Genomic DNA, 14,471 nt, shown 5'->3' on the forward strand with positions numbered 1-14,471 from the left:
CGCGGAGTGGAGCAGGGGGACAAGGCGTGGAGCGCGGGCGGACGGCGCGGGTGGACGGCGGGTGCGCGGTGCGCGCGTACGCGGAGCGCCGGGGGGTTACGCCTCCGCCTCGCCGATCTTCCGGATCACCCGGGCCGGGTTGCCGACCGCCACCACGTTCGCGGGCAGGTCCTTCGTGACGACCGCCCCCGCGCCGACCACCGTGTTCTCGCCGATGGTCACCCCGGGGCAGACGATCACACCACCGCCCAGCCACACGTTGTCGCCGATGGTGATCGGCTGCGCGGCCTCCCACTTGGCGCGGCGCGGCTCCGGGTCGACCGGGTGGGTCGGGGTGAGCAGCTGGACGTTCGGGCCCATCTGGACGTCCGCGCCGATGGTGATGCGGGCGACGTCCAGCAGGACCGCGCCGAAGTTGATGAACGTCCGGGGGCCGATGGTGGTCTGGTAGCCGTAGTCGACCCGCAGCGGCGGCCGTACCTCCACGCCCTCGCCCACCTCGCCGAGGAGTTCGGCCAGGACGGTGCGCCGGGCCTCGGGGTCGGCGGCCGATGTGGCGTTGTAGCGCTCGCTCAGGACGGCCGCGTGCAGCGCCTCCGCCGCCAGCTCGGGGTCGTCGGCGATGTACAGCTCGCCGGAGAGCATGGCTTCCTTCTGGCTGGGCCTGGCGTTGTCGCTCATGTGGTCTCTTCCGGTGCGGGGTGTGCGGGGTGGGGTGTACGGGAAGCTCGCGGTGATCCGTTCGCTCCGAGCAGTCTGCCCCCGCCGGCGTCGGTACGATCACGCAGCCCCGGGGCCAGCGCCAGCGTCACCGCCACCGAGAGCCCCGCGACCGCCGCCATGCCCGTCGCCGGGGAGGTCAGCTGGGCGATGCCGCCCGCCACGGCCGCCCCCACCCCCTGCATCGCGAGCATGCCCGAGCTGCTCAGCCCGAGCGCCTGGCCGCTCAGCTCCTGCGGGGTGAGGGCCATCAGCCGTTCCTGGAGCAGCAGACTCGCGGCGAAGCCCACGCTCGCCAGGACCACCACCGCCAGCGCGAGGGGCAGCCCGGGCCGCAGCGCGAAGAGGAGATAGGGCGCGGCCAGCAGCAGCCTGAGCGGAGCCCCCAGCCGGGCCCGCCACCGTGCCGCGACGAACCGCCCGACCAGCGTGTCCCCGGCCAGCATCCCCAGGGCCCCGGCGGCGAAGAGGAGCCCGGCGTGCCCGGGCGCGTACGCCACGTACAGCGACTCGCAGCCGACGACGAGCCCGTTGGGCACCCACAGCGCCAGGAACACGTACCGGCGCGGCGTGGACGACCAGAGCAGCGCGTTCGTCCGGTGGGTCTCCCGGACCGAGGGGCGGCCGGTGGCCCGGGGCGGCCGGGCGGTCAGCCCGAACCGGGTCACGGCCGCCGCGACCGCGTACAGGGCCGCCCCGATCAGCAGCGTGCCGCGCGCCGAGAACACCGCAACCAGCAGCCCGCCCACCGCATACCCGCAGATCTGCATCGCCCCGCCCGTCATGTTGAGCACGGAGCGGCCGAGCAGGAACCCCTCGCGCGGAACGATCTCGTTGAGCAGCCCGTACCGTACGCCGCCGCCCGGTGCCGCGACCGTGCCCACCACCAGCAGGACGGCGAACGCGGCCCACAGCGGCAGCCCGGGCGCGGCCTGGACGCAGGCGGCCCCCGCGGACAGCAGCGCCAGTGCGGTCAGCGCGGCACGCGGCGGCAGCCGGTCCGCCGCCGACAGCAGGGTGAGCGCCCCGGCGACCTGGGCCAGCGACGGGCCGAACATCGCCAGCGCCGACAGCAGCGGCGAGCCGGTTCGCGCGTAGACGAGGGTGCCCAGCGCCAGGCCGGTCGCGGTCCGGGCGGCCGTCTGCACGGAGACGGCCGCGAAGAAGGGGGTGAACTCCGGGGTCCGGAACAGTTCGCGGTAGGTGCGCATGATGCGGAGTCTCCGGAGGCCGCCGCCGGGACCGTTACTGTTTCGCGCGGACGCGAAAGCGCGGGGGCGCGCGGCAGGCGGAGAACGACGGGCGGTGGGGCGTGTGGGCTGGTGGCAGGTGGGTGCGGACACGCTCGCGAACAGCCGGTTCGTCGTCTCCCCCCTCGCGGAGGCCGTCGCGAGCCTGATGGTCCTGGAGCGGGCCACCGCCGCGCACCCGGGGGAGCGCGCCTGGCTGGAGACCCATCTGCCCGCGTACCGCCGGCGGACCGCCGAGGAGCCGGTCTCCGCGCTGGTGATCCGCTCCGCCCTCGCGCCCCGCTGGACCGCCGACTTCCTCGTCCCCGCGCCCGACCCCGCCCCGCCCGGCCGGCCCCCGCCCTCCTTCGCCGAGGAGCTCGCGCGGATCCGGGCCACCCCGCCCGGCCGGGCCCGCGCCGAACTGGCCGAGACGCTGGGCGGGCCGCTGCCCGCCGCGCTGGACCGGGACGACCTGGCCGAGCGCGCCGCCGACCTCGTGGAGTGGGTCTGGACGCAGACCGTGCTGCCCGACTGGCCGAGGCGGCGGCGGATCCTGGAGGCCGATGTGATCGCCCGCGCCGCGCAGTTGGGGAGCGGCGGCTGGGCCGAGGCGCTGAACGGCATGCGCCCCGGCGTCCGTTGGCTGGGCGACAGCCGGCTCCAGATCAACACCCACGACAACCCGCCCCGCGAACTGGGCCGCGCACAGCTGCTGTTCATCCCCGTCACCCCGTACCGGTGCTGGGTCTGCTGGGACATCCCGCACCGGTACGGGCTGGTGTACCCGTGTTCCGGCGCGCTCGCCGAGACCGGCCGCGGGCCCGTACCCGCTCCCGCGGCCCTGGGCGCGCTGATCGGCCCGGCCCGGGCGGCCGTCCTGGTGCTGCTGGCCTCTCCGCTCAGTACGACACAGCTCGTCGCGCTGACCGGCCAGGGGCTGGGCTCGGTCGGCCGCCATCTGCGGATCCTGCTGGACGCCGGGCTGGTGCGCCGCCGCCGGGCGGGCCGCTCCGTGCTCTATTTCCGTACGGAGGCGGGGGACGTGGTGGTGCGCGGAGCGGGCTGACGGCACCGGTGCGCGGTGCGCGGTGCGGGCCGAACGGACCGGTGCACGGAGCCCGTTGACGGGCGCTGGAAGCGCCCCGCGCACGCCCCCGGCCGCCCCCGGGCGCACACCCGTCCGCAGCTGGGCGATCAGCACCGGCGCATCGGTGCGCGGTGCGCTCCGCATGCCCGGTGCGCATGTGCGCGCATGTACGAGTCGTGACAACAGTGACTATGGGCACCCCCCGTCGTTATGACAATTTCTCTCTCGCCGCGAACGACGCGGAAGAACCGAGCGAGGGGGCCGTGCGTGAATCCGGAGTACGCCGCGTACTGCCAGGCGGACCGCCGCTTCTACGACGCCCCCCACCGTTCCCTCGGACCGGACGGGGCCGTCGGTGAGGAGCACTCGTTCTACACGGCCGTCCGTGGCCCCGCACCCGAGGGGTGGACCCGCTCCCGGCGCGGCGACTGGCTCGCGTACAGCCCCGACGGGCTGCGCCTGCCGCCGCAGGGCTGGAAGATCCATGTCTCGGCCGCCCTCGACAACGCGTCCCGGGTGCTCGACCGGGTCGTCGCCCACTGCCTGGAACACCGGCTGGCCTTCAAGTGCATACCGAATCCGGGGCTGTTGGCCCTGCGGAACGCCAAGTACGCGGACCGGGCGGGCAGCGGCAAGTTCATCACCGTCTACCCGCCGTCCGACGAGGCGTTCCCCGAGGTGTGCACCGCCCTGACGGGGCTCCTCGACGGGGAGCACGGCCCGTACATCCTGAGCGACCTGCGCTGCGGGAACGGCCCCGTGCACACCCGGTACGGGGCGTTCGCCGCCCGCTTCTGCTCCGGCCCGGACGGGCGGCCCGTGCCCGCCGTCGCCGATCCGCAGGGCCGGCTCGTCCCCGACGACCGGGGCCCGGCCTTCCGCGTCCCCTCCTGGGTGACCCCGCCCGGCTTCCTGATGCCGCACCTGGAGGCCCGCGCCGCCGTGGGCCTCGCGGACCTCCCGTACACCGTGGAGAAGGCGCTGCACTTCTCCAACGGCGGCGGGGTCTACCTCGGCCGCGACACCCGCACCGGCGAGCAGGTCGTCCTCAAGGAGGCCCGTCCGTACGCCGGTCTGGCCGCCGACGGGGCGGACGCCGTGGCCCGGCTGGAGCGGGAGCGGACCGCGCTGGAGCAACTGGCCGGGCTGGACTGCGTACCGGCCGTCCGGGACGTGTTCGAGGTCGGCGACCATCACTTCCTGGTCCTCCAGTACCTCCCCGGCACCACCCTCAACACCGTCTTCGCCCGCCGCTTCCCGCTCGCCCGGCAGCACCCGTCGGCCGAACTGCTCGCCGAACACGCGGCCTGGGCCGAGGAGTTGTACGGGCAGGTCGAGCGCGCCGTCGAGGCCGTGCACGCCCGGGGCATCGTCATCAGCGATCTGCACATGAGCAACGTCATGGTCGACGAGGAGGCCTCGCGGATCGTCCTGCTCGACTTCGAGGCCGCCTCCCCGGTCGCCGAACGCCGCCGTCAGATCGTCGCCAACCCGGCCTTCGTCGCCCCGCCCGACCGGCGCGGCCCCGACATCGACCGCTACGCACTCGCCTGTCTGCGGCTCGCCCTGTATCTGCCGCTCACCACGCTGTTCGGCATCGACCGTACGAAGGCCGCCGGGCTCGCGCGGGACATCGCCCGCGTCTTCCCGGTCACGGAGGAGGCGCTGCGGCCGGCGGTCGCGGAGATCCTGCGCGACACGGGGGAGCCCGCCGTCCGGGCTTCTGCTTCGGTTCGCGCTTCCGCTTCCGGTCACGTTCCCGGTCTCGGTGACTGGCCGCGCGGCCGTGACGCGATGGTCCGGGCCATCACCGCCTCCTGCACACCGGAGCGCGAGGACCGCTGTTTCCCCGGCGACATCGCCCAGTTCGCCACGGCCACCGGCGGCCAGTCCTTCGCGTACGGCGCGGCCGGCGTGCTCTACGCCCTCCACGAGACGGGCGCCCCGCCGTGCGGACCGGCAGAGGACTGGCTCCTGCGGCACGCCAAGGACCCGGCCTCCGGCAGCCCGCTCGGCTTCTACGACGGACTCACCGGCATCGCCTGGACCCTGCACCGGATCGGCCGCACCGCCGAGGCCGCCGACCTCCTCCGGATCATCCTCGACCAGCCGCTGGAGGGCCTCGCGCCCGGCCTCCACAACGGGTACGCGGGCATCGGGCTCGCCCTCGACGACCTGGCCCGCACCGCCCGCGCCGCCGACGCCCCGGCACTGTCCGCCGCCGCGGCCCGCTGCACCGCCCTCGCCGTCCGCGCGCTCGTCGACGGTCCGCCGTCACCCCGCACCGGACTGCTGCACGGCGCGAGCGGCATCGCCCTGCTGCTGATACGCCGGTACGCGACCACCGGCGACGCCGCCCTGCTCGGCCTGGCCGCCACCGCCCTGCGCCGCGACGTGGAGCGGTGCCGGGCCGGGGACGACGGCGAACTCCTCGTCGTCGAGGGCAAGCGGCTGATGCCGTACCTCGGTTCGGGCAGCGCCGGCATCGCGGCCGTCATCGACGCCTACCTCGCCCACCGCCCGGACCCCGTGCTCGAAGCGGCGGGCCGCGCCCTCCTGCCGGCCGCGCGCTCCGCCTTCTACGTCCAGCCCGGGCTGCTCCGCGGCTCGGCCGGACTCCTGCTGCACCTCGCGGCCACCCCGCTGTGCGACGCGGCCGACCGGGCCCGCGCGACCGCCCGCCACACCGAGCTGCTGGGCAGCCACGCCGTGGCGTACGGCGACGGACTCGCCTTCCCCGGCGAACAGCTGATGCGGCTGTCGATGGACCTGGCCACCGGGACCGCGGGCGCGCTCCTCGCCCTGGGCGCCGCGTCCGGGCGGCCCACCGGACTGCCCTTCCTGCCCGCCGGACTACCTGTCCCGCCCGCCGGACTTCCTGTCCCGCCCGCCGCTCCGGCGGCGCACCCCGGCCGCGCGAGCGGCCCCAAGAACCGGCCCCGCCAGGGGTCGTCGGACCGGCCCCACCCGGGGTCGCTCTAGCACCACCGCCCAAGCACCACCAACCGTCCCCGAAAGGACACATCATGGCGCTTCTCGACCTCCAGGCGATGGACACCCCGGCCGAGGACTCCTTCGGCGAGCTCGCCACGGGCAGCCAGGTCTCGCTGCTGGTCTGTGAGTACAGCTCCCTCAGCGTGGTCCTCTGCACCCCGTGACCCGCTCCGGCCGGCCCACCGGTGATCCTCACCGGCGGGCCGGCCGGCCACGTGCCCGCAGGAACAGGAAAGGCGACCCCGTGCGGCAGCACCCACGCCCGGGCACGGCGTCCGCCGCCGGCGCGCGGCGGCTCGCCCGGCTCCACCCGGCCGCCCTCCTCGGGCTCCTCCTCTGCTCCACCGGCGGGGCGCTCGCCGCCCTCGCCCTGCCCGCCGCCCTCGGCCACACCGTCGACCGGCTCGTGACCGGCGGCCCCGTGCCCTGGTCCTGGCTGCTGCTCTGCGCCGCCCTGACCCTCGCCGAGACCGGGTTCGACGCGGCGGCCGCCGTGACCGGTACGACCACCACCGCCCGGCTCACCGCGTCGCTGCGCACCCGCACCGCCGCCCGGCTCCTGGCCGCCGAACCCCGCCGCGCCCTCGCCCTGCCCACCGGCGACCTCACCGCCCGGCTCACCGCCCGCACCGCCGACGCCGCCGCCGCGCCCGTCACCGCAGCCGGAGCCGTCGCGGGCGTCCTGCTCCCGCTCGGCGCGATCGTCGGCCTCCTCCTCATCGACGTGTGGACGGCCGCCGCGCTCCTCCTGGGCGCACCCCTCCTCGTCGCGCTGCTGCGCACCTTCACCCGCCGGACCGCCGACGCCGGGGCCGACTACCAGCGCGCCCAGTCGCTCATCGCTCACCGGCTCACCGAGGCCCTGGACGGCGCCGACACCATCCGCGCCGCCCGCACCGGCGCCCGCGAACACCGCCGCGTCCTGGAACCCCTGAGCGCGCTCGCCGAACACGGCCGGCGCACCTGGACGGTGTACGGGCGGGCCGTCGGCCGCAGCGGACTCCTGCTGCCCCTGCTCATGCTGCTGGTCCTCGCGGTCGCCGGACTCCGGCTCGGCGCGGGCGCGATCGGCGTCGGCGACCTGGTCGCCGCGTCCCGCTACGCGAGCCTCGCCGTCGGCATCGGCGCGCTCACCGGTGCGCTCGGCTCCCTCGCCCGCAGCCGCGCCGCCGCCCGCAGCCTCGACCCCCTCCTCACCCTCGCCCCGCTGCCGCACCGCGGTCTGGGCCCGGTGCCCGACGCCCCCGGACACCTCGAACTCCGGGACGTCGGCGTCGAACAGGACGGCTCCCCGCTGCTGACCGGCGTCCACCTCACCGTCCCCGGCGGCACGTCCCTCGCCGTCGTCGGGCGCTCCGGCTCCGGCAAGTCGCAGCTCGCCGCGGTCGCCGGGCGGCTGCTCGACCCGGACACCGGCAGCGTGCTGCTGGACGGCGTGCCGATGGACGCCATGGAACCGGCCCGGCTGCGCCGCGAGGTGGCGTACGCCTTCGCCCGCCCCGCCCTCCTCGGCACCACCGTCGAGGACACGATCGCGTACGGACCCGGGACCGCGTCGCCCGAAGCCATACGCGAAGCCGCCCGCGCGGCCCGCGCCGACGGGTTCGTCGCGCTGCTCCCGTACGGCTACGCGACCCCGGTCGCCGACGCGCCGCTCTCCGGCGGCGAACGCCAACGCCTCGGCCTGGCACGCGCGTTCGCCCATCCGGGCCGCCTGATGATCCTCGACGACGCGCTGTCCAGCCTCGACACCGTGACCGAGCACCACGTCCGGCGCGCGCTGGACGCCCGGGCCGGCCGCTGCACCCGGATCATCGTCGCCCACCGGCTCTCCTCGGCCGCGCGGGCGGACCGGGTCGCCTGGCTGGAGGACGGCCGGCTCCGCGCGACGGGCCGCCACGACGAGCTGTGGGCCGACCCGGAGTACCGCGCGGTCTTCCGCGGCACCTCACCGGGCGAGCACGCGGAGCGGGCCGGAGCGGAGGCGGAGACCCGATGACGGACGACGGGACACGCTCCGAACACGACGTCCTGCGCAAGGCCCCCGCGCCGGGTGAGGCACCGCGCGACGCCACAAGTGGGGCACCGCGTGAAGCCTCAGGTGAGGCACCGCGCGACGCCCCACTCCGCCGGGTCGTCCGCGAGGCGCGCCCCTTCCTGCGGGCGCGCACCGGCGTGATCCTGCGGCTGGCCGGCTGGTCCCTGCTGGAGTTCGCGCAGACCTTCCTCAGCGGGTACGGCGTCGCCCGCGCGCTCGACGACGGCTTCCTCGCCGCCCGCCCGCTGACCGGTCTCCTCTGGCTGGTCGTCGCCGCCGTCGCCGTGCTGCCCGCCGTGCTCGCCGCACGCGGAGTGTTCGGGCGGCTCGCCGACCTGGTGGAGCCGCTGCGCGACGGGCTGGTCCGGCGCGCCGTGTCCCGGGCGATGTCCGACGCCCTCGCCCACCCGTCCGGCGATGTCAGCACCCGGTCCCTCTCCCAGGTCACCCATCAGAGTGAGATCGCCCGCGACGGCTGGGCCGGCCTCGTCCTGACGCTGCGCTCGTTCGTGTTCACGGCCGCCGGGGCCGTCACCGGCCTGCTGGCCCTGTCGCCCGCCCTCCTGCTGATCGTGCTGCCCCCGCTCGCCCTCGGGGCCGCCCTGTTCCTCGGCACCCTGCCGCCGATGGCCGCCCGTCAGCGCGACTACCTCGCCGCCGACGAGGCGTACGCCGCCCACGCGGGCCGGCTCGCCGCCTCCGTACGCGACATCGCCGCCGCCGGAACCGCCGGGCGGACGGTGGCCGAGTCCCGGACCCTCGCGGGGGCCCAGCTCGCCGCCTCCCGCTCGCTGGCCCGCTGGTCGGCCGTCAGGGTGCTGGCCCTCGCCGTCTGCGGCCGGTTCCCCCCGCTCCTGCTGCTCCTGGCCGCGCCCTGGCTGCTGCGGAACGGGCTCACACCGGGCGCGCTGGTCGGCGCGCTGACCTATCTCACCCAGGCCCTCGCCCCCGCCGTCCAGGCGCTGATGACCATGCTGGGCACGGTCGGCGGCCGGCTCGTCGTGGTGCTGGACCGGTTCACGGACGCCCCGCCCCCGCCCGCCGACGACCCGCCGCCGCCCGCCCGGGCCGCCGCTCCGCCGCCGCGCGGCACCCCGGTCGCCGAACTCCACGAGGTCACCTTCGCGTACGGGCCCGGCGCCCAGCCCGTCCTGGACCGGCTCTCCCTGACGATCGGGGCGGGCGAGCACCTCGCGGTGGTCGGCCCGAGCGGCAGCGGCAAGTCGACCCTGGCCGCCGTCCTCGCCGGGACCGAGCGGCCGACCGGGGGAGCGGTGCGGTGGCGGGGGCGGCCGGCGCGCCCGGCCGACGCCACCTCCGTACGCGTCCTGCTGCCCCAGCACGCCCATGTGTTCAGCGGCTCGCTGCGGGACAACCTCCGCTACCTCCGGCCCGACGCCCGCGACCGGGAGATCGCGGCGATGGCGGACGCGCTCGGCCTGGACCCGCTGCTCTCCCGGCTCGGCTCGCTGGACGCGGTGCTCGAACCGGACCGGCTCTCCCAGGGCGAACGGCAGCTCGTCGCGCTCGGCCGGGCCTACCTCGCCGCCCCGCCGCTGCTGATCCTCGACGAGGCCACCAGCCGGCTCGACCCGGCCGCCGAGACCCGTGCCGAGCTGGCGTTCGCCGCGCTGCCGGGCGCGCTGGTCGTCGTCGCCCACCGGCTCAGCTCGGCCCACCGCGCCGAACGGACCCTGGTGATGGACGGCCCGCGCACCCGGTGCGGCACCCCCGCCGAACTCCTGCGCTCCAGCGCCCTCTACCGGGACCTGGCCGGCTTCTGGGACCGGGAGGAGCCGGAGGCGGACCGGGGCCGGGGACCCGGCATCAGATCCACCCCGCCTCCTTCGCCCGTCTGATCGCGTCCAGCCGATTGCGCGCCCCGGACTTCCGTATGGCGGCGGCCAGATAATTGCGGACCGTCCCCGGTGTCAGATGCAGCCGAGCGGCGATTCCGGCCACGGTGTCACCCCCTTCGGCCATCGAGAGCACACTCAATTCCCGCGGAGATAACGGCATGTCGGCTACCTGCAGCAGGCTGAAGGCCAGCGACTCGTCGATATGCCGGCCGCCGTCCGCCAGTTTGTGCATCACCTCGGACAGGTCGTCCACCGGGCGGTATTTGTCGATGTAGCCGAGCGCCCCCGCCTCGTACGCCCGCCGCAGCCCGCGCGGCCGGTCGCTGCGGGTGAGCACGGCGAGCGGACACGGCCCGCCGTGCGGTGCGGTCATCGTCCGCACCTCGTCCAGGACGTCCAGTGCGCCCGGACAGTCGAGGTCGGTGAGGAGCACATCGGGTCCGGGCCCGCTCAGCGCGGCGCGTATCGCACCGTGTTCGGCGGTGCGGACCTCTATGCCCCGCCCCGTGCCGAGGAGCGAGGCCAGCGAAGCGCGCCACAACGGCACGGTGTGGACCAACAGCACGGTCGTCATCGATCTGCCCTCAGGTTTCTCTTCCGGCCCGCCGGACGCGGAATGCGACGGGCTGTACGCATCCGGTGACGGGTTTCCAGTTGAGCGCATGGGCATTCGCGTACGCGGACGAACGGGCCGAAAAGCGCGTCCGTTGGGCGCGGAAGGGGGCGTTCGGATGTAAATCGGGAGCGCACATCGCCCACGGACCCATCCGTCTCGCCACCACACGGGCGTTCGGACGGCCGGTGCGGTGGTGGATTGCGCGGACGGCCCGCAGGAAAGGCCGGTTCAGTTCAGCAGGGCGCGTGCGGCGTGGGCCTTACGCCGGATGTTCTCGGCCGTCGTCGGCTCGATTCCGTCGAGGACTTCCGCATATTCCTCCATCTCCGCCGCCCCGCGCAGGAATTCACCGCGCTGGACGAGGAGCTGGGCATGCTCGTAGCGGAGCCTGGCCGGATGCGAGGGCAGCAGCAGCGACAGCTCCACCGCCCACAGGGCCACGTCCGTGCGCTCGGGCCGGGCCGCCGCCCACGCCCGTACGTTGTTCAGGATCCGCAGCACGATCTCCAGCGGCCGCGCGGGCACCATCATCGACGGCTCGAGCGCCGCCCCGGTCGCCCCCGTGACCAGCAGCTCCGCGTCCTGCCCGGTCAACGGCGCGCCCCCGGCGAACGGATCGGCCAGCACCGGGCGCTCCGGATCGCCGAAGCCGACGACGAAGTGGCCGGGCAGCGCCACCCCGTACACCGGAGCGCCCGCCCGCCTGGCGACCTCGATCCAGACGACCGACAGCAGGATCGGCAGGCCCCGGCGGCGGCGCAGCACCTGCTGGAGGAGCGAGGAGTCCAGCCGCTGGTAGTCCACCGACGAGCCGCCGAAGCCGCAGCGTTCGCCCAGCAGTTCGGCCAGCGCCGAGGCCCAGCCGGCGGGGGAGCGGGAGCCGTACGGCAGCAGCCCCGCCAGCCGGTCCAGCTCGATCTGCGCGGCGTCGATGCCGTACGGGTCGGGATCGGCCTCTCCCGGCACCACCGGGCGGACCTCGGCCGGGCCCACCGGTCCGGCCTCCGCGCCCAGCAGCAGACAGAGGAGGGCGAGGTCCGGCCGCTCGGACCGGGCCTCCTCGGCGAACTGCCGCCGCCGCTCGGCCGTCCCGGAATCCAGCGCGCTCATATGCGGCCCATGCCCATGCCCTTGCCCCTGTTCCTGTCGCCCACGTGACCCACGCCGTCCCCGTGACCCGCGGCGTCCTTCCGGTCCACGTCCCGGTGGCTCATCGCGTGGTTCCTCACGCCGAGCGGTAGTGGTGGTAGCGGTGGTGGGCCGCGAAGCCCATGCCGTCGTACAGCGCCCGCGCCCCTTCATTGTCCTCCTCCACCTGGAGCCAGGCCGCCGAGGCGCCCTCGTCCAGCGCCCGGCGCGCCAGCGCGGTCATCACGGTGGTGGCGAGCCCGCGCCGCCGCTGCTCCGGGTCGACCTCGACGGCCATGAAGCCGGCCCACCGCCCGTCCACGACACACCGCCCGATCGCGGCCGGCGCGCCGGACTCCCCGGGGACCGTGGCGAACCAGACCGAGGGGCCGCTGCCCAGCACCCGCAGCACCTGTGGACCGGGCGTCGAGAAACGCTGGTAGCGGGTGAGCCAGGCCGTGTCCGGCGCGCGGCTCAGCCGGACCGCCGCGACGTCCGCGGCCACGTCACCGACCGGCGCCAGCGCGGCGATCCGCACCTCCGCCGAGACCTCGCGCCGCCAGCCGTGCCGCTCCAGCTCCGCGCACAGGAGCTCCTGCGTGCCCTCGGCCCCGGTCGCCGTCTGGACGTACGCGGGCAGGCCCCGCTCCTCGTACCAGTCGCGGACCCGCCCCAGCGCCTCGCCGAGCGGCAGGCCCGGATCGCCGAGCGGCAGCGCGGAGTTGGCCCGCCGGGTGAAGCCCCCGGCGGCGCGCAGCCGCCAGTCGCCCAGCGGTTCGCTCTCCACGGGCTGCCAGGCGCGCGCCGTGACGGCGGCCAGTTCCTCGAAGGAGGCGGCGGGGCCCCGACGGCGGGCCGGCGCGGCGGGCACGATCTTGCCCGCGACCAGCGCGGATTCCACGATGTGGACGGACTCCCCGCTCTTTCGTGTGATCGCGAGCACACCGTGGTCCCATGATGTGAGCACCCCGACCGTGTCGGTGAACTCCGCGCCCGTGCCGCCGCCGTCCGTCCGGCGCCGCACGGACACGCGTTTGCCCACGTCAGCGGGGGTGATGCGGACTTCCAGCCGTCCGCCGATGGTGAATTCCACAGCTCTCTCCGCCCCTCCTGTTCGGATCGTGCCCGAGAACGGAGATACTAGGGGCGGGCATCGACGACGCCGCGCTCCCGCGCGAGAGCCAACGCCCTACCGAGGAGGAACGACAGCGTGACCTACGTCATCGCGCAGCCTTGTGTCGACGTGAAGGACAAGGCCTGCATCGAAGAGTGCCCCGTCGACTGCATCTACGAGGGCCAGCGGTCCTTGTACATCCACCCGGACGAGTGCGTCGACTGTGGAGCCTGTGAGCCGGTCTGCCCGGTCGAGGCCATCTTCTACGAGGACGACACTCCCGAGGAGTGGAAGGACTACTACAAGGCGAACGTCGAGTTCTTCGACGACCTCGGCTCGCCGGGCGGTGCGTCCAAGCTCGGACTCATCGAGCGCGACCACGCGTTCGTCGCCGGACTGCCGCCGCAGAACCAGTAGGCGACGGCACCACGCGCGCGGCCCGGTCCCGTACGGCTTGTCACCGTGCGGGACCGAGGCGTTTTCCGTACGGCCGGGAACGGCCTGAGCAACCCGAGAAAGCAGAGCCCCGTGTCCGCACTCTCCTCCCGCCTGCCGGTCTTCCCCTGGGACAAGCTCGCGCCCTACAAGTCGACGGCCCAGGCCCACCCGGACGGCATCGTGGACCTGTCCGTCGGCACCCCGGTCGACCCGGTCCCCGAGCTGATCCAGCGGGCCCTGGTCGCCGCGGCGGACAGCCCCGGGTATCCGACGGTGTGGGGGACCGAGGCCCTGCGGGACGCGCTCACCGGCTGGGTGGAGCGCCGGCTCGGCGCGGTCGGCGTGACCCACGCCAACGTGCTGCCGGTCGTCGGCTCCAAGGAGCTGGTGGCCTGGCTGCCGACGCAGCTCGGGCTCGGCGCGGGCGACAAGGTCGCCTACCCGCGGCTCGCCTACCCGACGTACGAGGTCGGCGCCCGGCTCTGCGGCGCGGAGCCCGTCGCCTACGACGACCCGACCGAGCTGGACCCGGCGGGGCTGAAGCTGCTCTGGCTGAACTCGCCGTCCAACCCGACCGGGAAGGTGCTGTCCCAGGACGAGCTGACCCGGATCGTCGCCTGGGCGCGCGAGCACGACGTCCTGGTCTTCAGCGACGAGTGCTACCTGGAGCTGGGCTGGGACGCCGAGCCGGTCTCGGTGCTCCACCCGGACGTCTGCGGCGGTCACTACGACGGCATCGTCGCCGTCCACTCGCTCTCCAAGCGCTCCAACCTGGCCGGCTACCGGGCCGCCTTCATCGCGGGCGACGCGGCCGTCCTCGGCGAGCTGCTGCTGATCCGCAAGCACGGCGGGATGATGACGGCCGCCCCCGTCCAGGCCGCCACCGTCGCCGCCCTCGGCGACGACGTGCACGTGTCCGAGCAGCGGGCCCGTTACGCGGACCGGCGGCTGGCCCTGCACGCGGCCCTGGAGGCGCACGGCTTCCGGATCGAGCACAGCGAGGCGAGCCTCTACCTCTGGGCGACCCGCGACGAGCCGTGCTGGGACACCGTGGCGTACCTCGCGGAGCTGGGCATCCTGGTGGCGCCCGGCGACTTCTACGGTCCGGCGGGCGCGAGCTTCGTCCGGGTGGCGTTCACCGCGACCGACGAGCGGGTGGCGGCGGCGGTCAAGCGCCTGTCCTGACCCCGCCCGCCGCCATGACGGCGGCACAACGTGCCGAGGGGCCTCGGGAGTGCGCACTCC

The 14,471-nt window shown here is 75.2% G+C and carries 12 protein-coding genes; 7 read left to right on the top strand and 5 right to left on the bottom strand.

Translation table 11 applies throughout. The features are described from left to right. Positions 1–96: 96 nt before the first annotated feature. Positions 97–681 carry a sugar O-acetyltransferase gene (locus ACSMXR_RS24995; protein WP_473169965.1) on the bottom strand — a complete coding sequence of 195 codons (585 nt, stop codon included), beginning with the start codon at positions 679–681 and terminating at the stop codon, positions 97–99. Then, positions 678–1,931, bottom strand: coding sequence for an MFS transporter (locus ACSMXR_RS25000; protein WP_473169966.1), 1,254 nt, complete (start codon positions 1,929–1,931; stop codon positions 678–680). Before ACSMXR_RS25000 ends, ACSMXR_RS24995 begins: the two co-directional genes overlap by 4 nt. Positions 1,932–2,034: 103 nt before the next feature. Here ACSMXR_RS25000 and ACSMXR_RS25005 point away from each other — a divergent pair, with 103 nt between their 5' ends. The 5 genes from ACSMXR_RS25005 to ACSMXR_RS25025 all read left to right on the top strand — a co-directional run bounded on the left by ACSMXR_RS25005 (position 2,035) and on the right by ACSMXR_RS25025 (position 9,930). Beyond that, on the top strand, positions 2,035–3,018 hold the full coding sequence (locus ACSMXR_RS25005; RefSeq protein ID WP_473169967.1) for an ArsR/SmtB family transcription factor: 984 nt from the start codon (positions 2,035–2,037) through the stop codon (positions 3,016–3,018). A gap of 288 nt (positions 3,019–3,306) precedes the next feature. Further along, positions 3,307–6,021 carry a class III lanthionine synthetase LanKC gene (gene lanKC, locus ACSMXR_RS25010; RefSeq protein ID WP_473169968.1) on the top strand — a complete coding sequence of 905 codons (2,715 nt, stop codon included), beginning with the start codon at positions 3,307–3,309 and terminating at the stop codon, positions 6,019–6,021. A 44-nt stretch (positions 6,022–6,065) separates the two neighbouring features. Then, complete coding sequence (locus ACSMXR_RS25015) at positions 6,066–6,197, top strand: SapB/AmfS family lanthipeptide (protein ID WP_003966507.1); 132 nt, start codon at positions 6,066–6,068, stop codon at positions 6,195–6,197. Between the two features lie 80 nt (positions 6,198–6,277). Next, the gene (locus tag ACSMXR_RS25020) at positions 6,278–8,032 is read left to right on the top strand and encodes an ATP-binding cassette domain-containing protein (RefSeq protein ID WP_473169969.1); all 1,755 of its coding nucleotides are present in this window, start codon (positions 6,278–6,280) and stop codon (positions 8,030–8,032) included. Further along, complete coding sequence (locus ACSMXR_RS25025; RefSeq protein ID WP_473169970.1) at positions 8,029–9,930, top strand: ATP-binding cassette domain-containing protein; 1,902 nt, start codon at positions 8,029–8,031, stop codon at positions 9,928–9,930. Before ACSMXR_RS25020 ends, ACSMXR_RS25025 begins: the two co-directional genes overlap by 4 nt. Here ACSMXR_RS25025 and ACSMXR_RS25030 read toward each other — a convergent pair. From ACSMXR_RS25030 to ACSMXR_RS25040, 3 genes are all read right to left on the bottom strand, one after another. Further along, positions 9,899–10,504, bottom strand: a complete 606-nt coding sequence (locus ACSMXR_RS25030; RefSeq protein WP_103507014.1) for a response regulator transcription factor — start codon at positions 10,502–10,504, stop codon at positions 9,899–9,901. The two genes, ACSMXR_RS25025 and ACSMXR_RS25030, sit on opposite strands and share 32 nt — an antisense overlap. A gap of 270 nt (positions 10,505–10,774) precedes the next feature. Then, on the bottom strand, positions 10,775–11,656 hold the full coding sequence (locus ACSMXR_RS25035; RefSeq protein ID WP_137231852.1) for a transglutaminase-like and tetratricopeptide repeat-containing protein: 882 nt from the start codon (positions 11,654–11,656) through the stop codon (positions 10,775–10,777). A gap of 115 nt (positions 11,657–11,771) precedes the next feature. Then, positions 11,772–12,767: a GNAT family N-acetyltransferase gene (locus ACSMXR_RS25040; RefSeq protein ID WP_473169971.1), complete on the bottom strand. Its 996-nt coding sequence runs from the start codon at positions 12,765–12,767 to the stop codon at positions 11,772–11,774. A 117-nt stretch (positions 12,768–12,884) separates the two neighbouring features. Here ACSMXR_RS25040 and fdxA point away from each other — a divergent pair, with 117 nt between their 5' ends. After that, positions 12,885–13,205 (top strand): ferredoxin, encoded by a 321-nt coding sequence (fdxA, locus tag ACSMXR_RS25045; protein WP_003966501.1) that lies wholly within the window; start codon positions 12,885–12,887, stop codon positions 13,203–13,205. A gap of 111 nt (positions 13,206–13,316) precedes the next feature. Continuing rightward, entirely contained in the window at positions 13,317–14,411 is a 1,095-nt protein-coding gene (dapC, locus tag ACSMXR_RS25050) for a succinyldiaminopimelate transaminase (RefSeq protein WP_473169972.1), read from the top strand. Positions 14,412–14,471: the final 60 nt, after the last annotated feature.

This window comes from Streptomyces sp. DSM 106670 (assembly GCF_055792845.1).

Bases quoted from the DNA above. Each gene is read 5' to 3' on its own strand.
- ACSMXR_RS24995 (WP_473169965.1), bottom strand. From the start codon at position 681: ATGAGCGACAACGCCAGGCCCAGCCAGAAGGAAGCCATGCTCTCCGGC.
- ACSMXR_RS25000 (WP_473169966.1), bottom strand. From the start codon at position 1,931: ATGCGCACCTACCGCGAACTGTTCCGGACCCCGGAGTTCACCCCCTTC.
- ACSMXR_RS25015 (WP_003966507.1), top strand. From the start codon at position 6,066: ATGGCGCTTCTCGACCTCCAGGCGATGGACACCCCGGCCGAGGACTCC.
- ACSMXR_RS25025 (WP_473169970.1), top strand. From the start codon at position 8,029: ATGACGGACGACGGGACACGCTCCGAACACGACGTCCTGCGCAAGGCC.
- ACSMXR_RS25030 (WP_103507014.1), bottom strand. From the start codon at position 10,504: ATGACGACCGTGCTGTTGGTCCACACCGTGCCGTTGTGGCGCGCTTCG.
- ACSMXR_RS25035 (WP_137231852.1), bottom strand. From the start codon at position 11,656: ATGAGCGCGCTGGATTCCGGGACGGCCGAGCGGCGGCGGCAGTTCGCC.